At 59.5% G+C, this 21,638-nt stretch carries 23 protein-coding genes; 3 read left to right on the top strand and 20 right to left on the bottom strand.

The features are described 5' to 3' along the window. Positions 1-18: 18 nt before the first annotated feature. On the bottom strand, positions 19-1,020 hold the full coding sequence (locus QFI97_RS03245) for an ABC transporter permease subunit (RefSeq protein ID WP_041143647.1): 1,002 nt from the start codon (positions 1,018-1,020) through the stop codon (positions 19-21). Then, positions 1,017-2,537 carry a sugar ABC transporter ATP-binding protein gene (locus QFI97_RS03240; protein ID WP_346430571.1) on the bottom strand — a complete coding sequence of 507 codons (1,521 nt, stop codon included), beginning with the start codon at positions 2,535-2,537 and terminating at the stop codon, positions 1,017-1,019. Before QFI97_RS03240 ends, QFI97_RS03245 begins: the two co-directional genes overlap by 4 nt. A gap of 185 nt (positions 2,538-2,722) precedes the next feature. Between QFI97_RS03240 and QFI97_RS03235 the strand changes: the two genes are divergently transcribed. Next, entirely contained in the window at positions 2,723-5,329 is a 2,607-nt protein-coding gene (locus tag QFI97_RS03235) for an ATP-binding protein (protein WP_346430570.1), read from the top strand. Here QFI97_RS03235 and alsK read toward each other — a convergent pair. The 6 genes from alsK to QFI97_RS03205 form a co-directional block, all read right to left on the bottom strand. Further along, positions 5,241-6,188 carry an allose kinase gene (gene alsK / locus QFI97_RS03230; RefSeq protein ID WP_346430569.1) on the bottom strand — a complete coding sequence of 316 codons (948 nt, stop codon included), beginning with the start codon at positions 6,186-6,188 and terminating at the stop codon, positions 5,241-5,243. The genes QFI97_RS03235 and alsK overlap by 89 nt on opposite strands. Beyond that, positions 6,172-6,867, bottom strand: coding sequence for a D-allulose 6-phosphate 3-epimerase (alsE, locus tag QFI97_RS03225; protein ID WP_095104537.1), 696 nt, complete (start codon positions 6,865-6,867; stop codon positions 6,172-6,174). The genes alsK and alsE overlap by 17 nt, the downstream gene beginning before the upstream one ends. 10 nt (positions 6,868-6,877) lie before the next feature. After that, on the bottom strand, positions 6,878-7,858 hold the full coding sequence (gene alsC, locus QFI97_RS03220; protein ID WP_095104535.1) for a D-allose ABC transporter permease: 981 nt from the start codon (positions 7,856-7,858) through the stop codon (positions 6,878-6,880). Next, a complete protein-coding gene (gene alsA / locus QFI97_RS03215; protein WP_095104531.1) occupies positions 7,837-9,369 on the bottom strand; it encodes a D-allose ABC transporter ATP-binding protein AlsA in 1,533 nt (510 codons plus the stop codon). The genes alsC and alsA overlap by 22 nt, the downstream gene beginning before the upstream one ends. A 71-nt stretch (positions 9,370-9,440) precedes the next feature. Then, a complete protein-coding gene (alsB, locus tag QFI97_RS03210) occupies positions 9,441-10,376 on the bottom strand; it encodes a D-allose transporter substrate-binding protein (RefSeq protein ID WP_095104529.1) in 936 nt (311 codons plus the stop codon). Between the two features lie 174 nt (positions 10,377-10,550). Further along, the gene (locus QFI97_RS03205) at positions 10,551-11,438 is read right to left on the bottom strand and encodes a MurR/RpiR family transcriptional regulator (protein ID WP_095104527.1); all 888 of its coding nucleotides are present in this window, start codon (positions 11,436-11,438) and stop codon (positions 10,551-10,553) included. A gap of 359 nt (positions 11,439-11,797) precedes the next feature. Between QFI97_RS03205 and rpiB the strand changes: the two genes are divergently transcribed. Both rpiB and yjdP read left to right on the top strand, forming a co-directional pair. Continuing rightward, on the top strand, positions 11,798-12,247 hold the full coding sequence (gene rpiB / locus QFI97_RS03200) for a bifunctional allose-6-phosphate isomerase/ribose-5-phosphate isomerase RpiB (protein WP_095104525.1): 450 nt from the start codon (positions 11,798-11,800) through the stop codon (positions 12,245-12,247). Between the two features lie 69 nt (positions 12,248-12,316). Beyond that, entirely contained in the window at positions 12,317-12,652 is a 336-nt protein-coding gene (gene yjdP / locus QFI97_RS03195) for a DDRRRQL repeat protein YjdP (RefSeq protein ID WP_095104523.1), read from the top strand. On the opposite strand, the gene phnP is transcribed toward yjdP, so the two are convergent. The 12 genes from phnP to QFI97_RS03135 form a co-directional block, all read right to left on the bottom strand. Beyond that, positions 12,649-13,407 (bottom strand): phosphonate metabolism protein PhnP, encoded by a 759-nt coding sequence (gene phnP, locus QFI97_RS03190; protein WP_346430568.1) that lies wholly within the window; start codon positions 13,405-13,407, stop codon positions 12,649-12,651. The genes yjdP and phnP overlap by 4 nt on opposite strands. 51 nt (positions 13,408-13,458) lie before the next feature. Next, on the bottom strand, positions 13,459-14,022 hold the full coding sequence (gene phnN, locus QFI97_RS03185; RefSeq protein WP_346430567.1) for a ribose 1,5-bisphosphokinase: 564 nt from the start codon (positions 14,020-14,022) through the stop codon (positions 13,459-13,461). Further along, positions 14,022-15,158, bottom strand: coding sequence for an alpha-D-ribose 1-methylphosphonate 5-triphosphate diphosphatase (gene phnM / locus QFI97_RS03180; protein WP_095104517.1), 1,137 nt, complete (start codon positions 15,156-15,158; stop codon positions 14,022-14,024). Before phnM ends, phnN begins: the two co-directional genes overlap by 1 nt. Then, on the bottom strand, positions 15,155-15,841 hold the full coding sequence (phnL, locus tag QFI97_RS03175) for a phosphonate C-P lyase system protein PhnL (RefSeq protein ID WP_346430566.1): 687 nt from the start codon (positions 15,839-15,841) through the stop codon (positions 15,155-15,157). Before phnL ends, phnM begins: the two co-directional genes overlap by 4 nt. 84 nt (positions 15,842-15,925) lie before the next feature. Next, positions 15,926-16,684 carry a phosphonate C-P lyase system protein PhnK gene (gene phnK / locus QFI97_RS03170; RefSeq protein ID WP_331833666.1) on the bottom strand — a complete coding sequence of 253 codons (759 nt, stop codon included), beginning with the start codon at positions 16,682-16,684 and terminating at the stop codon, positions 15,926-15,928. Further along, the gene (locus QFI97_RS03165; protein ID WP_095104511.1) at positions 16,681-17,529 is read right to left on the bottom strand and encodes an alpha-D-ribose 1-methylphosphonate 5-phosphate C-P-lyase PhnJ; all 849 of its coding nucleotides are present in this window, start codon (positions 17,527-17,529) and stop codon (positions 16,681-16,683) included. The genes phnK and QFI97_RS03165 overlap by 4 nt, the downstream gene beginning before the upstream one ends. Continuing rightward, the gene (locus QFI97_RS03160) at positions 17,522-18,586 is read right to left on the bottom strand and encodes a carbon-phosphorus lyase complex subunit (RefSeq protein ID WP_346430565.1); all 1,065 of its coding nucleotides are present in this window, start codon (positions 18,584-18,586) and stop codon (positions 17,522-17,524) included. Before QFI97_RS03160 ends, QFI97_RS03165 begins: the two co-directional genes overlap by 8 nt. After that, positions 18,586-19,170: a phosphonate C-P lyase system protein PhnH gene (gene phnH / locus QFI97_RS03155; RefSeq protein WP_041143665.1), complete on the bottom strand. Its 585-nt coding sequence runs from the start codon at positions 19,168-19,170 to the stop codon at positions 18,586-18,588. The genes QFI97_RS03160 and phnH overlap by 1 nt, the downstream gene beginning before the upstream one ends. After that, positions 19,167-19,619: a phosphonate C-P lyase system protein PhnG gene (gene phnG, locus QFI97_RS03150; RefSeq protein ID WP_095104507.1), complete on the bottom strand. Its 453-nt coding sequence runs from the start codon at positions 19,617-19,619 to the stop codon at positions 19,167-19,169. The genes phnH and phnG overlap by 4 nt, the downstream gene beginning before the upstream one ends. Beyond that, positions 19,620-20,345 (bottom strand): phosphonate metabolism transcriptional regulator PhnF, encoded by a 726-nt coding sequence (gene phnF / locus QFI97_RS03145; RefSeq protein ID WP_331833668.1) that lies wholly within the window; start codon positions 20,343-20,345, stop codon positions 19,620-19,622. A gap of 161 nt (positions 20,346-20,506) precedes the next feature. Beyond that, positions 20,507-20,941, bottom strand: a complete 435-nt coding sequence (gene yjdN / locus QFI97_RS03140; protein WP_095104561.1) for a VOC family metalloprotein YjdN — start codon at positions 20,939-20,941, stop codon at positions 20,507-20,509. Between the two features lie 244 nt (positions 20,942-21,185). Next, on the bottom strand, positions 21,186-21,521 hold the full coding sequence (locus tag QFI97_RS03135) for a zinc ribbon domain-containing protein YjdM (protein ID WP_095104503.1): 336 nt from the start codon (positions 21,519-21,521) through the stop codon (positions 21,186-21,188). Positions 21,522-21,638 lie beyond the last annotated feature (117 nt).

Below are 21,638 nucleotides of genomic sequence, written 5' to 3'. Positions count from 1 at the left end.
AGGGTATTGGTATTGTTGTTATGCACTTTGATGGTGTCGGGTACGGTATTTGTCGATCAGTACCGCAATGATGATCACCGCCCCTTTGATCACCAGTTGCCAGAAATAGGAGACGCCCATCAGCGTCATGCCGTTATTGAGGGTGGCGATAATCAGCGCCCCCACCAGGGTACCGGTGATGGTGCCGATACCGCCGACGAAGCTGGTGCCGCCGAGGATAACCGCGGCGATGGCGTCCAGCTCATAGCCCACGCCGAGGTTGCCGTTGGCGCTGTACAGCCGCGAGGCGCTCATCACCCCGCCCAGCCCGGAGAGCAGTCCGCTCATGCCGTAGACGAACAGCAGCACCAGCCACACCTTGATGCCGGTCAGCCTTGCGGCCTGCATATTGCCGCCCACCGCGTAGATATGCACGCCGAGCGTGGTGCGGCGCAGAATGAACCAGCACACCGCAATCACCGCCAGGGCGATCACCACCAGCCACGGCACCGGCCCGAGATAATCGTTGCCGATCCATTCAAAGCTGATATCGGAGTTGATCACCGTGGTGCCGTCGGCCAGCAGATAGGCGGCCCCGCGCAGCGCGGTATAGGTGCCTAGCGTAACGATAAACGGCGGCAGCCCGGCGAAGGCGACCAGCGCGCCGTTAAACAGGCCCAGCAGCAGGCCGAGCATCAGCGCCGCCGGAATGGAGAGCAGGGAGAGCTCCGGCATCAGGGAGACCACCATCGCCGCCACCGCGGTGGTGCCGAGAATAGAGCCGACCGACAGGTCGATCCCGCCGGTCAAAATAATAAAGGTCATGCCCGCCGCGAGCACGATGTTGATGGACGCCTGGCGGGTAATGTTCAGCAGGTTGCTTTCGGTAAAGAAGTTCGGGGCAATAAAGCCAAATACCGCGACGATCAGGATTAAAATCGGCAGGATGCCGACCGTTTGCATCAAATCGCCCATCAGCATTTTTTTCGCCGATGCTGATTTTGCCACCGGCCGGGCGGCGGTCTCTTTTTGCGTTGTCATGGTTGTTCCGCCTTAAGGTGAGAGTCGTTAACGCCGGTGGCCAGCGTCATGATGCTTTCCTGGCCGATCTCGTCGGCCTGCAGTTCGCCGACGATAGCGCCTTCGCGCATCACGTATACCCGGTCGCTCATACCGACCACTTCCGGTAATTCGCTGGAGATCATTAAAATGGCCACGCCCTGACGCGCCATCTGGTTCATGATGCGGTAAATTTCGCTTTTGGCGCCGATGTCGACGCCGCGCGTGGGCTCATCGAGGATCAGGAGCCGCGGGCCGATAGCCACCCAGCGGGAGATCAGCAGCTTTTGCTGGTTGCCGCCGGAAAGGCCGCCCGCCCGCACCTGCGAATGCGGGACGCGAATATTGAGCAAAGAGATGGCGTCATCGGAGATGGTCTGCGCCTTTTTACGGTTGAGCATGCCCCAGCTGGCGTCGCGCTCCAGCGTCGCCATAGTGATGTTTTCCTGCGCCGCCAGTTCGAGGAACAGCCCCTGTTCCTTGCGGTTCTCGGTAAGAAAACCGATGCCGAGATCGATAGCCTCGCGCGGCGAGTGGATCACCACCGGTTCGCCGTCGATTTCAATCATGCCGCCGCTCGCCTTGCGCACGCCGAAAATCAGCTGCGCCAGCTCGGAGCGGCCCGCGCCGACCAGCCCGGCGAGGCCGACGATTTCTCCGGCGTGCACCACCAGGCTGCTCGGCTTCACCTTGCTGCCGTCGGTCAAATCCTGTACCCGCAGGCGCGGCTGGCCGAGCGGGATATCGCGTTCTTTGTTGAACAGGTCGCTGAGCGGACGGCCCACCATCATGCGCACCAGTTCGGAGGCGTTGAGCCTGTCGCGGGTCAGGCTGCCGACGTACTGACCGTCGCGCAGGACGCTGACGCGATCGGACAGCTCATAGACCTCCGCCATGCGGTGGCTGATATAGATAATCGCCATGCCCTCATCGCGCAGGCGCAGAATCAGCTCAAACAGGCGCTGGGTTTCACGCGAAGAGAGGGCGGCGGTAGGCTCATCCATCACCAGAATTCGGCTGTTGCGGTGCAGGGCGCGGGCGATCTCCACCTGCTGCTGTTCGGCAATGGTCAGCTTCATCACCCGATCGCTGGCCTTAAACTGGGCGCCAAGACGATCAATCACCGCCTGGGCCTGGCTTTGCATCTCTTTGCGCTGCACCATTCCGCCGCGCGCCAGCTCGCTGCCGAGAAAAATATTTTCGGCGACGGTGAGGTTGGGCGCCAGCTGCATCTCCTGATAAATCAGCGTGATGCCCGCCGCAAGCGCGTCTTTTGGCCCTTTGATGGTGTGCGGTTTACCGTCGATCAGGATCTCACCGCTGGTCGCGGTATAGGCGCCGGCGAGGATCTTCATTAGCGTGCTTTTCCCGGCGCCGTTTTCGCCCATCAGGGCGTGGATCTCGCCGGGCCAGACCGTCAGATCGACGCCTTTCAGCGCATAAAATTTGCCAAAGGCTTTGGCAATATTGCGCATGGATAGTACCGGCGTTGCTGGCATAAGGGGTCTCCTGCGAGAGCGGTCGATAGCGGCAGTGCACCACAGGCTGATAAATGCAAAATGTCAGAAGCCGTTCATATTTGTCATATTGATGAATAGTTAATCTTGATCACAATTACGCAACGTTACTCTCCCCGTCGCTGCCGCCAGCCGCCAGGATAAATAAAAATAGCGCGGAGCCGACCATGTCATCCCATCGTTATCCGTTTTTCACCAGCGCCCGCGGACGCCTGCTTTCGTTTAACCTGCTGATGGTGGCGGTGACGCTGATGGTCGCCGGGGTGGCGGTGCTGGGTTTTCGCCACGCCAGCCTGCTGCAGGAGCAGGTGCAGCGCCAGACGCTGGACGATATGACCGGCAGCATGAACCTCGCGCGCGATACCGCCAACGTCGCCACCGCGGCGGTTCGGCTTTCGCAGGTAGTGGGGGCGCTGGAGTATAAAAGCGAGGCCGAGCGTCTGCTGGAGACCCAGCAGGCGCTGAAGCACTCGTTGTCCCAGCTTGCCGCCGCGCCGCTGGCGCAGCAGGAGCTGGCGCTGGTCGCCAGCATTATTCGCCGCAGCAACGAGCTGCAGCAGAGCGTAGGCGGAATGCTGGAGCGCGGCCAGCGTCGCCATTTGCAGCGCAATGAGCTGCTCAGCTCGCTGTATCAGAACCAGAGCTATCTGCGCCATCTGCAGGATCTTAGCGATCGGCCCGGCGCGCCGGCGATCGATCCGCGCCGGCTGGAGGAGATGGATCGGCTGATTACCGCCGCCATCCACACCTCGACGCCGCGTTCGATCGTGCAGCAGCTGGATGAGGTGATGGGCTTTCTGCCGCAAACCAGCGCCGACCCGACGCAGGCCCTGATCCTCGCGGATTTTAAGATCGAGCTTGCCCGGCTGGAGCCGCTGTCGGCCCAGCTGGAGGAGAGCGATCTGGCGATCGGCTGGTATATGTTCCATATCAAGGCGCTGGTGGCGCTGCTGAATAGCGATATTAATCAGTATGTCGCCAGGGTGGCGCAGGCGTCGGAGCTGCGGGCGGCGCAAAGCCATCAGGAGCTGCGCTCCATCAGCATGTTTATTCTGCTGTCGGCGCTGCTGGCGCTGGCGATCACCGGCTGCGCCGGCTGGTATATCTACCGCAATCTTGGCTCCAACCTGACCGCCATTTCTCGCGCCATGTCGCGGCTGGCTCACGGTGAGAACCACGTCTCGGTGCCCGCGCTGCAGCGGCGCGATGAGCTGGGCGAGCTGGCGCGCGCTTTCAACGTCTTCGCCCGCAATACCGCCTCGCTGGCCCACACTTCCCTGCTGCTGAAAGAGAAAAGCACCCTGCTTGAGACCACCTTTCACGCGATGCGCGACGGCTTTGCCCTGTTTGATAATCAGGGGCAACTGGTGGTGTGGAATCCGCAGTATCCGCTGCTGCTCGGGCTGGCGGCAAACGATCTGCAGCGCGGCATGCACTACCAGCTGCTGCTGAGCCGGGCGGCGACCCTCGCGGAGCACGTGCGGGCCAACCTCGCTTCACCGCTGCCGAAACCGCAGGAGCTGCAGCTGGCGAACGACCGGACGATTGAGCTGCGCTTCAGCCCGGTGCCGGGGCGCGGTCTGGTCAACGTGGTGCTCGATCGCACCGAGCGCAAGGGGCTGGAGCAGGCGCTGCTCCATAGTCAGAAAATGAAAGCGGTCGGCCAGCTGACCGGCGGCCTGGCGCATGATTTTAATAATCTGCTGGCGGTGATTATCGGCAGCCTTGAGCTGGTTCAGCCCCATGAGGGCGACGCGGCGCGCATCTCGCGAGCGCGCAAGGCCGCCGAACGCGGCGCGCTGCTGACCCAGCGGCTGCTGGCCTTCTCGCGCAAGCAGTCGCTGCACCCGCACGCCGTTGAGATGAAGCCGCTGCTGGAGAACCTCGGCGAACTGATGCGCCACTCTCTGCCGGCGGCGCTGAGCCTCGAGATTGAGGCGCAGTCCCCCGCCTGGCCGGCGTGGATTGACGTCGGCCAGCTGGAAAACGCCATTATCAACCTGGTGATGAACGCGCGGGATGCGATGGAAGGGCGGCCCGGCGTGATAAGAATACGCAGCTGGAATCAGCGCGTGGCGCGCAGCGATGGGCGGCGGCAGGATATGGTGGCGCTGGAGGTGGTCGATCACGGCTGTGGGATGTCGCTGGAGGTGAAAGCGCAGGTGTTTGAACCGTTCTTTACCACCAAACAAACCGGCAGCGGCAGCGGCCTGGGGCTATCGATGGTGTATGGCTTTGTGCGCCAGTCGGGGGGAAGGGTGACGATTGAAAGCGCGCCGGGTCAGGGGACCACGGTGCGCCTGCAGCTGCCGCGCGCGGCGGTACAGGCGACGGCCAGCGGGCTGCTGCCTGAGGCGGAGCAGGAGATCGGCGCCGAGCGGCTGGCGCTGGTGCTTGAGGATGAGGCGGACGTGCGCCAGACCCTGTGCGAGCAGCTGCATCAGCTTGGCTGGCTGACGCTGGAAACCGCCAGCGGCGAGCAGGCGCTGCAGATGCTGGAGGCCTCGCCGGATATTGCGCTGCTTATCAGCGATCTGATGCTGCCGGGAAGGCTGAGCGGCGCGGAGGTCATTAACGAAACGCAGCGTCGCTTCCCGACGGTGGCGCTGCTGTTAATCAGCGGCCAGGATCTGCGCCCGGCGCATAATCCCGCGCTGCCGGACGTCGAGCTGCTGCGTAAACCCTTCACCCGCGCACAGCTGCAGCAGGCGCTGCGACAGGTTGCGGTAAATAATGGTAGCGAGCCAGAGCCGCCGCCCCCTGGGCACCGTTAAACGCCGAGGACGATGCCGCGATAAACCGCACCGCCTGGTAAGGCAGCGGACGGCGAATATGCGTTTTTATCATGGCTATCAGCGTCTCGCGCGGAAAGTCGGGCATATCTATCACGCCGCCGCCGAGGATCACCGCATCGGGGTCGAAGAGGTTGATGCTGGTGGCGATGGCGCGGGCGGCATGGTGCAGAAGGGCCTGGACAAAGGGTTCCTCTGCGGCGTGAACAAACAGCTCGCCAAGCTCATAGCCGCGCGGCTGCTGCTCATACCAGCGCTTGAGCGCGATACCTGAACAGACGGTTTCCAGGCAGCCGGAATTACCGCAACCGCAGATGAGCGCGGCGTCGCCCTGCGGAATATGCCCCAGCTCTCCCGCTACACCGTGGGCGCCGGTCCACGGCCCGCCGTTCAGCCAGATGGCGAAGCCCATGCCGGTGCCGAGATACGCGGCTAAGACCTGCTGCGCCTGCAGACCGTTTTCCTGCACGTCGAAAGAGAGCTGCAGATTGACATCGCGGGAGAATTCGACCGGGCAGGCCAGCGAATGTTCCAGCTCATCGGCTAGCGTCCGCACTATTTCTGGCGGTAACGGCAGGTTAGGGGTGGAGATAATCGTCCGTTTATCCTTGCCGACCAGCGCCGGTAAGCCCATCACCAGACCACAGCAATGTGCCTGATAGCGATCGAGCAGCGGCTGAATCAGCAGGGTGATGCCGCTGACCAGGCCGCCCGCCGTTAGCACATCGGCGGTGCGAAGCTTCTCGCAGTGTAGCGCCTCGCCCTGTGCCGTCTGCAGGCAAAAGCGGATATGGGTTGCCCCCATATCCACGCCCGTGACGACGTTAAGCCGTTTTTGCATGAGGGAATACCTCGTTTTTTGCCGCCAGAATTTGCTCAGCCATGACCTGCCACGCTTCGTGAATGTTATCTGCATGGTTAAACAGCCCGGAGGTGCCGACGATAAAGACGTCCGCGCCTGCCGTCATGAGGCTTTCATAGGTCGCTTTATTGCATGAGCCGTCGATCTCAATTTCGTAATCCAGCCCTTCGCGTTCGCGCCAGGCCTTCAGCTCACTGATTTTAGCCAGCATCTCCGGGATAAACGGCTGTCCCGCGAAGCCCGGATCGACGGTCATCACCGTGATTTTGTCGGCTTTGTGGATGTAATACTTCATGGCCTCGACCGGCGTTTCCGGGTTGAGAATCAGCCCAACCTTCATACCGTGGCGGCGGATCTCTTCTATCAGGCGGAAGGCCTGACCGTTAATGGTCTCCGGATGCAGGGTGATAAAGTCCGCACCCGCCTGCGCCAGCTGGCTGATGTAATCCTGCGGCCGGGTGACCATCAGATGACAATCGAGCGGTTTGCTGGCCAGCTTCTTCACCTGGCTGACGAAGAACGGCGATAGCGTCAGGTTAGGGACAAAGTGGCCATCCATAATGTCGATGTGAAAGTAATCTGCATGCTGGTCGATAAACTCAATCTGTTCTTTGAATTTCAGCAGATCCATACACATTAAAGAGGGGGCAATTTTCATCATAAATTCCTTACTTACTGATAAGACGGTCGAGGGCGACAGCCGCGATAATTAATCCACCCATCACCACCAGCTGGTAGTAGGTTTGTACCTGGAGAATGTTCAGTCCGTTGTTGATGGTGCCGATGATCAGACCGCCGATCACCACCGAGAAAATACGTCCCTTTCCCCCGAAGAAGCTGGTGCCGCCGATAATGGCGCTGGCGATGGCGTAGGTTTCAAAACCCATTCCGGCCAGAGGCTCTGCTGCCCCGAGGCGCGCCGTTGAGACCACCCCCGCCAGCCCGGCGCAGACGCCGGAAATAATGAACACCAGCAGCATGTGGAACTTGACGTCGATGCCGGAATAGAAGGCGGAGTTTTTATTGCCGCCGAGGGCGTAGATGTTGCGGCCCAGCCGCATGCGGGTGGTCAGGAACCATAAAATGACGGCCACGATGAGCGAGAAGATGACCGGCACCGGGATCCCCAGCACGCTGGCGGCAAAGAAGTTAACGAAATCAAAAGAGAAGCCGTATACCGAGTTGGCATCGGAGATAACCAGGGTGATGCCGCGGAAGATGGCGTTGGTGCCGAGGGTAATAATGAACGGGTGCAGGCCTGTCCAGTTGACCAGGCAGCCGTTAATCGCTCCCAGCGCGCCGCCGACCAGCACGCCGCCAATCAGCGCCGCGAGGAACGGATCGACCCCTGCCAGCATCAGCTTGGCGGTGACCATGCCGGAAAGCGCCAGAATGGCGCCGACGGAGAGGTCGATGCCGGCCACCAGGATCGCGAAGAACTCGCCCATGCCGATAAGCACCGTTACCGAGCTCTGGACAAATATTTGCGTGATGTTGTTGGTGGTCAGAAAGTATTCCGGCGACAGCGTGCCGAAAATTGCGACGATAATCGCGAGGATAAAAAAGGTGCCGTATTTATCCCAGAACAGCGCGAAGTTGAACGGCTTTTTGCCGTCGGTCTCGTCTTTTACTCTTGCGGCAGTGCCCATACCATAATCTCCTCTTCGCTCATGTCGTCGCGATTGGTCAGAATTTGCGTCAGTCGCCCTTCGCAGAACACGGCAATGCGGTCGCAGACGGTGATAATTTCAGGAAGTTCGGATGACACCATCAGAATGACTTTTCCGTCATCGGCCAGCTGGCGCATCACTTTATAAATTTCGGCTTTTGCGCCGACATCGATACCGCGCGTCGGCTCATCAAAAATGAGGACTTCGGGGTTGCAGCATAGCCATTTGGAAATGAGGACCTTTTGTTGGTTTCCGCCGGAAAGCTCGCCAATGTTCTGATCGACCGAATGGCACTTCAGCGCCAGCAGCCGGCGCTGCTCTTCCGCCGTCTTGCGCTCGTCCCCTTCGCGAAACAGCCCCATCGCCCCCTTATAGCCGCCATGCTTCAGGCTCCGGCTGACCGCCATGTTCTGGGCGATGGAGAAATTGCCGAAGAAGCCGTTGTCGCGGCGGCTCTCGGTGATGTAGCCCATGCCTTTCTTCAAGGCGTCCAGCGGCGAGCGCGGGGTGATCGCTTTGCCGTTGAGGAGGATTTCACCGCCGCTACGCCTGTCCACGCCGAACAGGCAGTCCATCAGCTCCGTGCGTCCGGAGCCCACCAGGCCGGCGAAGCCGAGGATTTCGCCGCGGCTAACGCTAAAGGAGATATCGCGGACCTTTTTCTTGTCCCGGCTGGTGACGTTTTTGACCTCGAAAACCGTTTCGCTTGCGACATTTCCGGCGCTCTCTTTCATCGCGTTAAAACGGTTTTGCAGCTCGCGGCCGACCATCAGGCGGACGATGTCTTCGTTGTTGACCTCGCTGACCATTCCGCTGCAGACGCTGCTGCCGTCCTTCATCACCGTGTAGCGGTCGCAGATGCGGCGGATTTCCGCCAGCTTGTGCGAGATATAGACGATGGCGGTGCCCTCTTTGCGCAGCTGGTTCATGATCAGGAACAGGTAGTCGACCTCTTTGTTGGTCAGAGAGGAGGTCGGTTCGTCCATAATCAGCACTTTGGCATCCAGCATCAGCGTTTTGGCGATTTCCAGCATCTGCTTGTGGCTGATCGAGAGGTTCGCCACCTTCTGGTCTAAATCGACTTTTAATCCGATGCGCAACAGCATCATTGCCGCCCGTAAGCGCATCTCCTTCCAGTCGATGATATTGACGCCGCAGACTTTTTTCGTCAGATGTCGGCCAATATATAAATTTTCCAGCACCGTTAATTCATCGATCACGCTGAGCTCTTGATAAATAATGCCGATGCCAAGCCGGGCAGCTAATTTATGATCGAGCTTGTCATAATTAACGTTATTAATCGTAATGGTACCTTTGGTCGGCTCATGGATCCCCGACAAAACTTTCATTAGCGTTGATTTACCCGCACCGTTTTCCCCGAGCAATGCGTGTATTTCATGCGGGTAAACGGTTAAATCGACCGATTTTAATGCGTGAACCGGACCAAAGGATTTGCCGATCCCCGCCATTGAAATATATGGCGTGACCATAATCACTCCTTATTCATTCTTACCCGCTGGTGAGCATAAGGGTAAGGGGCATTAAATCACCCGCAGGAAAATTACTTCGTGACCAGAATAGAATCCACCAGCCTAAATTCTGGCGTTTTATCCAGGGGAATGACCTTACCGGTCTTCGCGGCATCGACCATCATTTTCAGGCCCGTTGCGCCGATATTCGTTGGGTTCTGGGCGATGGTGGCGGTCATCTGTCCGGCGGCGACCATTTTGCGCGCCTCGGGAATACCGTCGGTGCCGACGACCAGTACCGTTTTGCTTTTACCGGCGTTGGCCACGGCTTGGGCAACGCCCATTGCCATCGTATCGTTAGCGCAGTAAAAGGCTTTCAGGTTGGGGTTACGCTGCAGAACATTGGTGGCGACATCCAGCGCTTTAATGCGATCCCAGTCGGCAGGCTGGCTGGAGACCAGCTTGATCTGGCTGGCTTTTTTGAAGGTCTCCGTCGCACCGTTGCGGCGAGCTTCCCCTGAGGCATTGCCGGCTTTACCTTCGATGATGGCAACTTCGCCTCCCTCAGCGCCCAGCTTGCCGATAATAAAGTCGGCCCCTTTCGCACCGACCGCGACGTTGTCAGTGGTGACGAATCCCTCAACGTTACCGCCGGCCTTCTTCAGGTTATCCATATCGATCTTTTCATCGAGGTTGACCAGAAAAATACCTTTCTTCCAGGCTTTGGCTACCGGCATGACCAGGTTTACCGAGGAGAGCGGGGCGAAAGCGATACCTTTGTAGTTCTTGTTGCTTAAATCTTCAAACAGCTGCAGCTGTGACTGAAAATCGCCTTCCGAGGGGGAGGCAAAAACATCGACGCTGACGCCCAGGGTTTTGGCCTCGTCTTCAATACCTTTTTTCATATCAACCCAAAACGGGTTCGATAATGTTTTTAATACCACAGCATAATCGGCGGCGGCGAAAGCGCTGGTGGATAACATTACGCCCATAGCCACGCCGCTGAAGATTTTCAGATATTTATTCATAGCAGTATTCTCGGTGTAGGATATTGCTCCTTGGGCAGGAGCAGATTATTAATCCTCGGAATAATTCAGGTTACAGAAGGGCGGCAAGCGGGTCAGTCCCCAGCAGCATAAAACTATCTGACTGGGGCGAACGAGCGTAGCCAACGCAACTGCGGCTTGAAATATGACGAGTATTTACTTCAGCGCACCTGGTGAAAAGAAATCAACAATAGCGCCGGTTTTTTGCATATTTAAAGTAGCCTGTTCAATATTCTGTTGGGCAACGGAAACAAAAAAAGCATCTAATAATGTCAGTTGTAATATACGCGCAGAGGCGTTTCTGCCTAATAATGGCGTTTCTGGTGCTGGCGAACAAATAATAAAATCAGCTAATTTGGCGATCGGCGAATGGTAGCTGTGTGTAATACAGATAATTTTAGCCCCGTTCTTTTTCGCCAGTTCCACTGCGGATTTAATATCGCTGGTGCGCCCGGAGTGGGTGACGACCAGCACGACATCGCCTTTTTTCAATAACGAGGCGGACATCATCATGATATGTGCATCCGGATAGGTCTGGCAGCGCATGCCGATGCGCAGAAACTTGTGCTGGACGTCGGCACAGATGGCGTTCGAGCCGCCCGCCCCGTACAGATCGCGCTGGTTGGCCTGGGCGAAAAAGCGCGCCGCGCGATGGATCTCATCGACGTTCACGATCGACTGGCCTTCCATAATGGTACGCAAGGTGATGTTAAACACCTTATTCACCACGTCCTGCGGCGCTTCATCAAAGGAGAGTTCGGCAGGGAGTACCTGTTCAGATTGAGAGAAATACTCCACCAGGGCGCTGCGCAGGTTACGAAAACCGCTGAAACCCAGCAGTTTGGAAACCTTGACGATCATCGCTTCGGATACCGATAGCGCTTCCGCCACATCTTTAATGGCGGGGGCATCGCTTAGGTTGCCGGGTTTAAGCAACCACTCGACGATCCGGCTTTCATTTTCGGTCATCCCTTCTTGCTTCATACGCAACCAGGGGGCGAGACCGATACCGTTGGGGAGCGAACTGGATTCTGACTGGCTCATCGCTTTCTCTTGTCCATAAAATGAAGACGACACTATATCACCACACTCCAAACAGAAAATATACAATCTACTTCACAAAAATATTAATTTTATAAAGTTGTGTGTTCTGTGAAGTTTGGCGGAGTCTGGAGATGTGCTTTTTTATAAAATTAAATATAAAACAATTGATTGTGTGATTTACGTCTTCGTTTGTCGCTAGCGTATGCCGTGGATAGCTCGTTTAATGCGCTTGATTTGTGAAAAATTGCCGTGTAGAAAGACGCTTAAAGGCGGTTTTTTGATCGCTTTCTCGCCGTTATTCACGGCTTAAATCACAATATCAACCATGTTTGTAAAGTTAACAACAGGCGAGGCTAAGTATGAAAAGGATTGCCATTGGCTGCGATCACGTGGGGTTTATCCTGAAGGACGAGATCCTTGCGCACCTGCAGCAGCGGGGTATCGAGACTGTGGATAAGGGGACGTGGTCGTCCGAGCGGACGGACTATCCCCGCTACGCCAGCGCCGTCGCCCAGGCCATTGTGACTGGTGAAGCTGATGGCGGGCTCCTGATCTGCGGCACCGGCGTTGGGATCTCGATTACCGCCAATAAGCATCCCGGCATTCGTGCGGTCGTGTGCAGCGAACCCTATTCAGCCCAGCTTTCACGCCAGCATAACAATACTAACGTGCTGGCATTCGGCGCGCGCGTCATAGGCCTGGAGCTGGCAAAAATGATCGTAGACGCCTGGCTGGATAGTGAATTTGAAGGCGGTCGGCATCAGGCGCGAATTGACGCGATAGCGGCGATTGAGCAGCAGCGGATTTGAGATTCCTCCGCTACTCGCCGCGGCGGCCGTTGATTACCGTAGGGCCAGCCCCCCGAAGAGACTGGCCCTATGAAACGCTATTTGACCGCTTTGATCCTCTGCACCCTGTCGCTGAGCAGCCAGCTTGCGCGCGCCGATCTTATTGACGACGCCATCGGTAATATTCAGCAGGCGATTAATGACGCCTGGCGTCCCGGCGATAGCCGCTCCGACGACGACGATCGGTATAACGATGGCCGCTATCAGGAGAGCCGTCAGCAAAGCAGCGATCGCCAGCGGCAGTACGACGATCGGCAGCGTCAGCTGGACGATCGCCGCCGAGAGCTTGACGATCGCCAGCGCCAGCTGGATCAGGACCGTCGGCAGTTAGAGAACGATCGCCGGCGGCTGGATGACGACTACTAATCCAGCACGATCTCCATACCGTCGTAGCCCGCCTCAAACCCCGGCGGCAGCGCGTTTTCCATCATCCAGGCATCAAACTGATGGCTGATATGGGTGAGAATGACGCGCGGGCAGCCAACGATCAGGTTGATTGCCCGCACCGTATTTAAATCGCAGTGGTTGCGCGGAGTTTGCGGACGCGGCTCGTGGCTGCAGTCGATAATAATCACCTGCGGCTGGTTATTGAGCAGGAACTTCAGCGTCTTTTCCGGCAGCCCGGCGGTATCCGACAGCCACGCCACGCGGCTGTGCGCCGACTCCAGCAGATAGCCGAACGTCAGCTTTGAATGGTTCAGCGGCAGCGGGGTCACCCTGAGCCCCTGCAGCTCAAAAACCACGAAGGGTGCGACGGTATGGCTAAAATCCAGCAGCCCGGGATGCTTAAAGAGATCGTCGCAGCCCTCTTCATCCGGCGGACCAAAAACCGGGATCTGCGCGCCCACGCCCCAGCGCAGCGGGAACAGGCCCTGCACATGATCCATATGGTAGTGGGTGAGCAAAAACTGCTGAAAAGTTCCGGCGGGCCAGCGCTCCATCAGGTCCGGGAGACCGGCGTCCAGCAGCGTCACGGCGTGGTTGAACTTCACCGCCGCGCTGCAGGGACGGCGGCGGTGGGACTCATTAATACGGGCGCGGCGACAGGCGGCGCAGTCGCAGCCGAAGACCGGCACCAGCTGGGCACCGCCGGTTCCGCTTAAGCGAATAGTCAGGCTCATACCCCCTCCTCACAGCGCTTTTTTAAAACGACGACTTCGCGTCGCTTGCGGTCAGGCATGCTGATTCTCTTGTCGGGCGTAGCGGCGGCGCAGCAGCGTGAAGAATTGCTCGACCGATTCCCCGAGGGTGCCGTCGTTATTGAGCGTCAGGCAGTCCGTTGGCGCGTAGCGCGCGGCGCGCTCAAGCCGCTGGGCGATCTCCGTTTCGTTCTCCCGGCCGCGCTGCTGCAGACGCTGGCGCAGCACTTCCGGCGTAACCTGCAGGCAGATGGGCAGCAGAGCGTCGGCGTAGCGCGCCCGGGCCTGCGGCAGATGCGCGCGGGAGCCGTTGGCCACCACGTCGAAACCGGCGTGCAGCCAGAGGTCAATTTCGATGCCAATCCCGTAGTAATTGTTATTGGCGTGCCAGCTGAGAGCAAAAAGCTGGCGCTCGGCGCGGCTGAAAAACTCCGGCTTGCTGAGGGCGATATGATTCTCGCTCCCGGCGTTAAAGGGGCGCGTAATATAGCGATGCGCAACCAGCAGCTGCGAGTGCTCGCGCTGGCGGAGCGCCGCCAGCAGACTATCTTTTCCAGAGCCGGAAGGCCCCACCAGCCAAATCAGTTTCCCGGACATTAGAAAACCCTCTTTCCTTGACGCCAGACGTGGTCGATATGCACATGCTCCCCGCGGCGATGGGCCAGCACGAGGTCGGCACGTTTACCTTCGGCAATGGCTCCGCGGTCGCCTAACCCCAGCGCCTGCGCCGGATTTTTGCTCACCAGGCGAATCGCCTGCGGCAGCGTGAAGCGGTTGCTATCGTCATCGGCGATGCGGAAGGCGGCATCCAGCAGGCTGGCGGGATAGTAGTCGGATGACAGAATATCCAGCAGATTATCGGCCGCCAGCTGATGGGCGGCGACGTTGCCGGAGTGCGAGCCGCCGCGCACGATATTCGGCGCCCCCATCAGCACGTTCATGCCGTGCTGACGCGAGGCCTCTGCGGCGGCTAAGGTGGTAGGAAATTCGGCGATCACGCTGCCAAGCTGGTGCGATTCGACGACATGTTCACGGGTGGCGTCATCGTGGCTGGCGAGGGCGATCTTACGCTCGCGGCAGATGGCGGCGATGGTCTCGCGGTTCGGTTGCGACCAGGTCGCCGCCAGCGCCATCTGCTCCTCCTCGAAGCGGTCCATCTCTTCGTTGGTCAGATGATATTTTCCCTGATAGTAATCGCGGTACTTGCTGCGGTCGGCGTACTGGCGCTGCCCTGGAGAGTGGTCCATCAGGGAGACCATGCTCACCGGCTCGCGGCCAACCAGCTTCTCAAACAGCGGCAGGGTGGTGTGGTGCGGCAGCTCGCAGCGCAGGTGCAGGCGGTGCTCGGCGCGGTTAACGCCGCGCTTTTGCGTCTCTTCGATGGCGTTGATCATCTTTTCCAGATTTTCCAGCCGGTCGCCGCCGTCGCGGACGTCGCCAATGGCCACCGCATCCAGCACGGTGGTGATCCCGCTGGCGATCATCAGCGCATCGTGGCTGCTCATCGCCGAGTGGGCGGGCCAGTCAACCTTCGGGCGCGGGGTAAAAAACTTGTCCAGATTATCGGTATGCAGCTCGATGAGCCCCGGCAGCAGCCAGCCGCCCTCGCCGTCGATAGCCTGCGGCAGCTGGCTTTGGCTTTCGGCAAACGCGTAAATCATGCCCTCCTGCACCTCCAGCGAACCGTTCACCACTTCATCTTCGAGAACCAGTTTTACGTTGTTGATAATCATGCTGTTATTCCCATCGGATGCAGCCGGTCGGCGACCAGGTTGCGTATCGTTTCATCATGGAAAATGCCGACAATAGCCGCGCCGCGCGCTTTGGCTTCGTTAATCAGCTCCACCACCGCGGCGCTGTTTTTGGCGTCCAGGGAGGCGGTAGGCTCGTCGAGTAAGAGGATCGGATAGTCAACGGCGAAGCCGCGGGCGATGTTGACCCGCTGCTGCTCGCCGCCGGAGAAGGTGGACGGGGCAAGGTGCCACAGGCGCTCCGGGACGTTCAGGCGCGTCAGCAGGCGCGCGGCCTTAGCGGCGCACTCTTCGCGCGGGATGCCGAGATCCAGCAGCGGCTGCATCACCACCTCCAGCGCTGAAATCCGCGGGATGACCCGCAGGAACTGGCTGACCCAGCCGATGGTGGTTTTACGGACTTCCAGCACCTTGCGCGCCGAGGCGTTCACCAGGTCAACCCACTCGTCGCCGTGGCGGATGTGAATATGCCCGGTATCCGGCAGGTAGTTGGCGTAAAGCGAGCGCAGCAGGGTTGATTTACCGCTGCCGGAATGGCCGTGCAGCACCACGCACTCTCCGGCGTTAACCGTTAGCGAAGCGTCGGCGAGCACCGGCAGGCGAATGCCGTTTTGCTGATGCAGGACAAAGGTTTTATGTACGTTTTCAACGCGGATAGCGTTCATTTGTTGCCTCATAGTGCCTGAGTTTCCCCGGAGGCGGCGCGATGCGCCCGTCCGGGCTACCTGACCCAGCGGATTGTTAGTGGGCTAGTTCTGCAAGACCGACGACACCAGCAGCTGGGTATAGGGATGGTGCGGATCGTCGAGCACCCGGTCGGTTAAACCACTTTCCACCACCTGACCCTGCTTCATCACCAGCAGGCGGTGAGCCAGCAGGCGCGCAACGCCGAGATCGTGGGTGACAATAACCACCGCGAGGTTCAGCTCCACCACCAGGCCGCGCAGCAGGTCGAGCAGGCGAGCCTGCACCGACACGTCCAGTCCGCCGGTGGGTTCATCCATAAACACCAGCTTCGGCTGGGTGACGAGATTGCGGGCGATCTGCAGGCGCTGCTGCATGCCGCCGGAAAAGGTGGTCGGCAGGTCGTCGATGCGCGATGCCGGGATCTCCACCTCTTCCAGCCAGCGCCCGGCGGTGGCGCGAATATTGCCGTAGTGGCGTGCGCCGGTGGCCATCAGGCGTTCGCCGATATTGCCGCCCGCTGAAACCTGGCGCCGCAGGCCGTCCATCGGGTGCTGATGCACCACGCCCCACTCGGTGCGCAGCAGGCGGCGGCGATCCGCTTCGCTCATCGCGTACAGCGAGCGGTTGTGGTACATCACCTCGCCCTGCTGCGGCGCCAGGCGTGCGGAGATGGCCTTCAGCAGGGTCGTTTTGCCGGAGCCGGATTCGCCGACGATGCCCAGCACTTCCCCCGGAAAGAGTTCAAAAGAGACGTCGCTGAAGCCTTTGCCCGGCGCATAGAGGTGGGTCAGATTATTGACCGCAAGTAACGGTTGGCTCATTTTTGTTGCGCCTCGCTCTGTTGGCGGCAGTAGTCGGTATCGGAGCAGACAAACATGCGCTTGCCGCTGTCATCCAGCACCACTTCATCAAGATAGCTGTGGCGCGAGCCGCAGATGGCGCAGGGCTCATCCCACTCCTGCACGGTGAACGGATGATCGTCAAAATCGAGGCTTTCCACCGGCGTAAACGGCGGCACCGCGTAGATGCGCTTTTCGCGCCCGGCGCCGAACAGCTGCAGCGCCGGCATCATGTGCATTTTCGGGTTATCGAATTTCGGGATTGGCGATGGGTCCATCACGTAGCGGCCGTTGACCTTCACCGGGTAGGCGTAGGTGGTCGCAATGTGGCCGAAGCGGGCAATATCTTCATACAGTTTTACCTGCATCACGCCGTACTCTTCCAGCGCGTGCATGGTGCGGGTTTCGGTTTCGCGCGGCTCGATAAAGCGCAGCGGCTCCGGGATCGGCACCTGGAAGATCAGGATCTGATCTTCCGTCAACGGCGTTTCCGGGATCCGGTGGCGGGTCTGGATCAGCGTCGCGTCTTCGGTGCGCTCGGTGGTGGCGACGCCGGTCACGCGGGTGAAGAACTGGCGAATCGATACCGCGTTGGTGGTGTCATCGGCACCTTGGTCAATCACCTTCAGCACGTCGTTCTCGCCAATCAGGCTGGCGGTCAGCTGGATGCCGCCGGTCCCCCAGCCGTAGGGCATCGGCATTTCGCGGCCGCCGAACGGGACCTGATAGCCGGGGATGGCGACGGCTTTAAGAATGGCGCGGCGGATCATGCGCTTGGTTTGCTCATCAAGATAGGCGAAGTTATAGCCGGAGAGGGTGTTAGCCACGTTCGTTCTCCCGTTGCAGGCGTTTCAGCAGCGCCAGTTCGGCCTGGAAATCGACATAGTGGGGCAGCTTAAGGTGCGAGACGAAGCCCGCGGCCTCGACGTTATCGGCATGGGCCAGCACAAACTCTTCGTCCTGCGCCGGGCCGGCCGCCTCTTCGCCGTAGTCCGGCGCCTGAAGCGCGCGGTCAACCAGCGCCATCGCCATCGCTTTGCGCTCGCTCATGCCGAAGGTCAGGCCGTAGCCGCGGGTGAAGTGCGGGGGCTCGTCTTCCGGGGCGACAAACCCGTTGACCATTTCGCATTCGGTCATCAGCAGCTCGCCAATATTGACCGCAAAGCCCAGTTCCTCCGGGACGATCTCCACCGCCACGTAGCCGCTGCGTATTTCGCCGGCAAACGGGTGGTTGCGGCCGTAGCCGCGCTGGGTCGAATAGGCCAGCGCCAGCAGATAGCCTTCGTCGCCGCGCACCAGCTGCTGCAGGCGCGATGAGCGCGAGCAGGGGTAAACCGGCGGGCTGCGGGTAATATCGTCAGGCTCGGCGAGGGTCTGCCGTTCCGCTTTCGCCAGCCCCTGCTGTACCAGCAGGTTAAAGACGTGCGGAGTGGCTTCCGGCGGCTGCCCGGCGGTTTTCAGCGCCGGCGTCTCGCCGTTGGCCAGCAGGGTAAAATCGAGCAGGCGGTGGGTGTAGTCATAGGTCGGGCCGAGCATCTGGCCGCCGGGAATATCCTTATAGACCGCCGAAATGCGGCGCTCCAGACGCATTTCGGCGGTATTTACCGGCTCGCTCACCGCCAGCCGCTGCAGGGTGGTGCGGTAGGCGCGGAGTAAAAAAATGGCTTCGACGCTATCGCCGCTGGCCTGCTTGAGCGCCAGCGCCGCCAGCTCGCGATCGGCGATGCCGCCTTCGGTCATCACCCGGTCAACCGCCAGGTTCAGCTGCTGGGTAATCTGTTCCACGCTAATTTCAGGAAGCCGTCCATCGCCTCGTCGTTTGTGTTCCTGAAGGGCGTGAGCGGCGACTATCGCCTTCTCACCGCCTTTGACGGCAACGTACATTAGCAAACCTCCACGTGGGTGGTGCGCGGGATGGCCAGCAGACGTTCTCCACAGGTCAGGATCAGGTCAATGCCTAAGGGGAACGGGTGCGGGCGCTCGGTCAGTTCATCAATGATGCAGTCCGGCAGCTGCGGGGCGATCATCCGCTCTTCGGCAATTCCGGCGCCGGTGAGACGCAGCATGCGCCCGCCGCTAAGGCTGGGGAGCTGGACGATCAGCGTTACGCCGGTTTCCGGAGCGACAACGGTGCCGGCGGAGAGCTCGTTCAGCTGTTCCGCGCTGATACGCTCGTTGGTGACGGCGAATACCGCCTGCTGCGGCTGTTCAACCAGCGGCGCGCCGGTATGAAAACGCAGGTTCTGGCCGACAAGATCGTTATGCAGCGCTGCGGTAAACCATACCGGCGTGTCGCGATCGGCGAGGGTCAGCAGGAGGCTGGTAGAGGCGACGTTCAGCGGCTGCCAGCCGTGCTGAAGCTGCTGCAGGGAGACGATAACGCCCGGCTCGCTCATGGCCTTCAGCAGGCGACGAAAACTGTGTTGGGCATCCTGCGCCGGTAGGGTAAAGGCGGTTTGTAAGGTCATGCGTTATCTCCGCGAACCAGAGTAAAGAAATCTACCCGGCTGGCGTTGACTTCGGCGCGTCGGGCTTCAATGCGCGCGCTTCGTAGTTCTTCCAGCGGGGTAATCAGGGTTTCCATTAAGGAATGAAAGTGGTGCGGCGACTGCATCAGCGCATCGATGGCCGCGCAGCGTTCGGCATGGAGGCGATCGCGCCCCAGTATCCAGCTGTAGCCGAGCGTGCCGTCGGCGAGACGGATCGCCGCCCGGGTCAGGGTGGCGTCCCCGGCGAAGAAACGATCGCCGATGCCCCCCATGCGCGCCTGCAGCTGCACCAGGCCGGTTTCCGGGGCGCGAATGGATTCGTACTGCGGCGCCAGCTGCAGGGTCTGCATCCGCGCCTGAAGCTCTTGCGGTTCACTGTGGGCCAGCACGGACATCCAGCGCTGGCGGGTTGCGGTATCAAAGTGCATTCAGTGCTCCATGGTGAATTCGATCATGTCCGCCCGGGTCAGGCTGACGGAATACTCCGTCGCGTTTTGCTCGCCAGGACGGTGGTTCAGGGTTCTTACGCACAGCAGCGGCGCCATGTTGGGGATCCCCAGAATGTTGCTCTCTTTGGCCTGCGCGCGGCGGGCGCTGATTTTGGTGCGCGTGCGGGTGAGCTCGACGTCCAGCTGCTGGCGCAGAAAATCGTGCAGTGAGCCCTGGCTGAAGGTTTGCAGCGCGGGCCAGAAACGCAGGTCGGTGAAGTAGTGGTCGATCAGGCACAGCGCGACGCCGTTCACCCGGCGCAGGGTGCGCAGATGAATGACGTTATCGCCTTCGTTGATAGCAAAGGCCTCGGCGACGTGGCTGCTGGCCGGGCGCAGCACCGACAGCAGCTTTTCGCTGGTCGGATGGCTTCCCTGCTCGAGTAAGTTCTGGCTGAAGCGCGCCTGGGCGTTCAGCGGATAGTCGATCGGCCGCATCAGCACCAGCACGCCGACGCCCTGACGGCGCTGTACCCAGCCGCGTTCAACCAGCTGGTCTATCGCCCGGCGCAGGGTATGGCGGTTGACCTCAAAGCGCGTGGCCAGCTGCTGTTCCGCAGGAAGATAGTCGCCGCAACGGTAGTTATGACGAAGCTCTTGCTCAAGCCTGGCGGCAATTTCCTGATACCGGGTAGGATAACTGGTCGGATGTCTGGATAAGTACATGTCAGTCGAGCCTCACTAAGCAGAAGAAGGGATTTCCCTCTGAGAGTGGCCCGATCCTGACCTGTTTTTGTTACATTCCGGTTAAAACATAATGACCGCAGGATGAAGAGTTAGCGCCAGGGCGATGACAGGGCGGGAGAGCCCGCCCGCAGGGAAAAGCATTAAGGCTGCTTGACGACGTTCACCATCCACGGGATGCCGAAGCGATCGAAAACTTTGCCGAAGCCGTGGGCCCAGAAGGTTTCCTGCCAGGCCATTTCGATACGTCCTTCAGCGGCGAGGCCGTCAAACCAGCGTTTACCCTCATCCAGGTCCTGAGTATCCAGCACCAGGGTGAAGCCGGCATAGCGTTCGCTGTCGCTGGTGGGGCTGTCGCACAGCATCAGCTCGCTACCCGCCACGCGCAGGCTGGCGTGGGCGATACAGTCGGCGGCGAGATGCTGGCCGGAAGGGCAGCCGTCCTCGGCATCCTGCCCGTTCTGCGGCATCTCGCCGTAGGTGATTTGGTGGACAAGCTCCGCGCCCAGCGCCTGCTGGTAGAACGCGATGGCCGCAGCACAGTTACCGCTAAAGGCGATATGGGGGCTTAAAGACATAATCATGACCTCAGATAACGAATGACTCATTAAGCGTAGAGGGTGGTTGGCGATTTAAGCCAGGCGGCGAGGTCAGGCGGCGGAACGGCGAAAATACCGGCAGTGCGCTAAGCGCGATGCGGCCAGCTGTCATCGCAGATGAGGCGGGAAATAATGGGGCGGTGGCGCGGGGGTATATTCGTTCATTTTCCCGGCCGGTGAGGTATTGCCGGGAAAATAACGATCCTGCGAGGAGGAAATAGCGTTAGTTCTTTTTGACGAACTCGGATTTGAGCTTCATCTGACCAAAACCATCAATTTTGCAGTCGATGTTATGATCGCCTTCTACCAGGCGGATATTCTTCACTTTAGTGCCGATTTTCAGCATCGAAGAGCTACCTTTAACCTTCAGATCTTTAATCACGGTGACGCTGTCGCCGTCGACGAGTAAATTGCCGTTGGCATCTTTCACCGTCAATGCATCATTATCTTCAGCCGGCTCGGAATTGTTCCATTCGTGGGCGCATTCCGGGCAGATAAACATGCCGTTGTCTTCATAGGTGTACTCAGAATGGCATTTAGGACACTGTGGGAGTTGCATGACGTTCCTCATGATTACTGTATAAAACAGGCCGTTGGCCCATTAAAAGGCGGCTGATAGCCGAAAGTGATTGCTATTATAGCGCACCGTCGGCCATTTGTCGGCCACTTTTTCAAA

The organism is Klebsiella scottii (genome assembly GCF_036561945.1).
Taxonomy (GTDB): domain Bacteria; phylum Pseudomonadota; class Gammaproteobacteria; order Enterobacterales; family Enterobacteriaceae; genus Klebsiella; species Klebsiella scottii.
The sequence above is the reverse complement of the archived record's forward strand: the minus strand, read 5'-3'. Positions and strand labels throughout refer to the sequence as shown.

What these genes read in the sequence shown, in the direction of transcription:
- alsK (WP_346430569.1), bottom strand. Translation starts at nt 6,188, where the DNA reads ATGCAAAAACGGCTTAACGTCGTCACGGGCGTGGATATGGGGGCAACC.
- rpiB (WP_095104525.1), top strand. Translation starts at nt 11,798, where the DNA reads ATGAAAAGGATTGCCATTGGCTGCGATCACGTGGGGTTTATCCTGAAG.
- alsA (WP_095104531.1), bottom strand. Translation starts at nt 9,369, where the DNA reads ATGGTCACGCCATATATTTCAATGGCGGGGATCGGCAAATCCTTTGGT.
- alsE (WP_095104537.1), bottom strand. Translation starts at nt 6,867, where the DNA reads ATGAAAATTGCCCCCTCTTTAATGTGTATGGATCTGCTGAAATTCAAA.
- yjdP (WP_095104523.1), top strand. Translation starts at nt 12,317, where the DNA reads ATGAAACGCTATTTGACCGCTTTGATCCTCTGCACCCTGTCGCTGAGC.
- alsB (WP_095104529.1), bottom strand. Translation starts at nt 10,376, where the DNA reads ATGAATAAATATCTGAAAATCTTCAGCGGCGTGGCTATGGGCGTAATG.
- phnG (WP_095104507.1), bottom strand. Translation starts at nt 19,619, where the DNA reads ATGCACTTTGATACCGCAACCCGCCAGCGCTGGATGTCCGTGCTGGCC.
- phnH (WP_041143665.1), bottom strand. Translation starts at nt 19,170, where the DNA reads ATGACCTTACAAACCGCCTTTACCCTACCGGCGCAGGATGCCCAACAC.
- QFI97_RS03245 (WP_041143647.1), bottom strand. Translation starts at nt 1,020, where the DNA reads ATGACAACGCAAAAAGAGACCGCCGCCCGGCCGGTGGCAAAATCAGCA.
- QFI97_RS03135 (WP_095104503.1), bottom strand. Translation starts at nt 21,521, where the DNA reads ATGCAACTCCCACAGTGTCCTAAATGCCATTCTGAGTACACCTATGAA.
- QFI97_RS03205 (WP_095104527.1), bottom strand. Translation starts at nt 11,438, where the DNA reads ATGAGCCAGTCAGAATCCAGTTCGCTCCCCAACGGTATCGGTCTCGCC.
- QFI97_RS03240 (WP_346430571.1), bottom strand. Translation starts at nt 2,537, where the DNA reads ATGCCAGCAACGCCGGTACTATCCATGCGCAATATTGCCAAAGCCTTT.
- phnM (WP_095104517.1), bottom strand. Translation starts at nt 15,158, where the DNA reads ATGATTATCAACAACGTAAAACTGGTTCTCGAAGATGAAGTGGTGAAC.
- phnF (WP_331833668.1), bottom strand. Translation starts at nt 20,345, where the DNA reads ATGTACTTATCCAGACATCCGACCAGTTATCCTACCCGGTATCAGGAA.
- alsC (WP_095104535.1), bottom strand. Translation starts at nt 7,858, where the DNA reads ATGGGCACTGCCGCAAGAGTAAAAGACGAGACCGACGGCAAAAAGCCG.
- yjdN (WP_095104561.1), bottom strand. Translation starts at nt 20,941, where the DNA reads ATGTCTTTAAGCCCCCATATCGCCTTTAGCGGTAACTGTGCTGCGGCC.
- phnK (WP_331833666.1), bottom strand. Translation starts at nt 16,684, where the DNA reads ATGAGCCAACCGTTACTTGCGGTCAATAATCTGACCCACCTCTATGCG.
- phnP (WP_346430568.1), bottom strand. Translation starts at nt 13,407, where the DNA reads ATGAGCCTGACTATTCGCTTAAGCGGAACCGGCGGTGCCCAGCTGGTG.
- phnN (WP_346430567.1), bottom strand. Translation starts at nt 14,022, where the DNA reads ATGTCCGGGAAACTGATTTGGCTGGTGGGGCCTTCCGGCTCTGGAAAA.
- QFI97_RS03160 (WP_346430565.1), bottom strand. Translation starts at nt 18,586, where the DNA reads ATGTACGTTGCCGTCAAAGGCGGTGAGAAGGCGATAGTCGCCGCTCAC.
- QFI97_RS03235 (WP_346430570.1), top strand. Translation starts at nt 2,723, where the DNA reads ATGTCATCCCATCGTTATCCGTTTTTCACCAGCGCCCGCGGACGCCTG.
- phnL (WP_346430566.1), bottom strand. Translation starts at nt 15,841, where the DNA reads ATGAACGCTATCCGCGTTGAAAACGTACATAAAACCTTTGTCCTGCAT.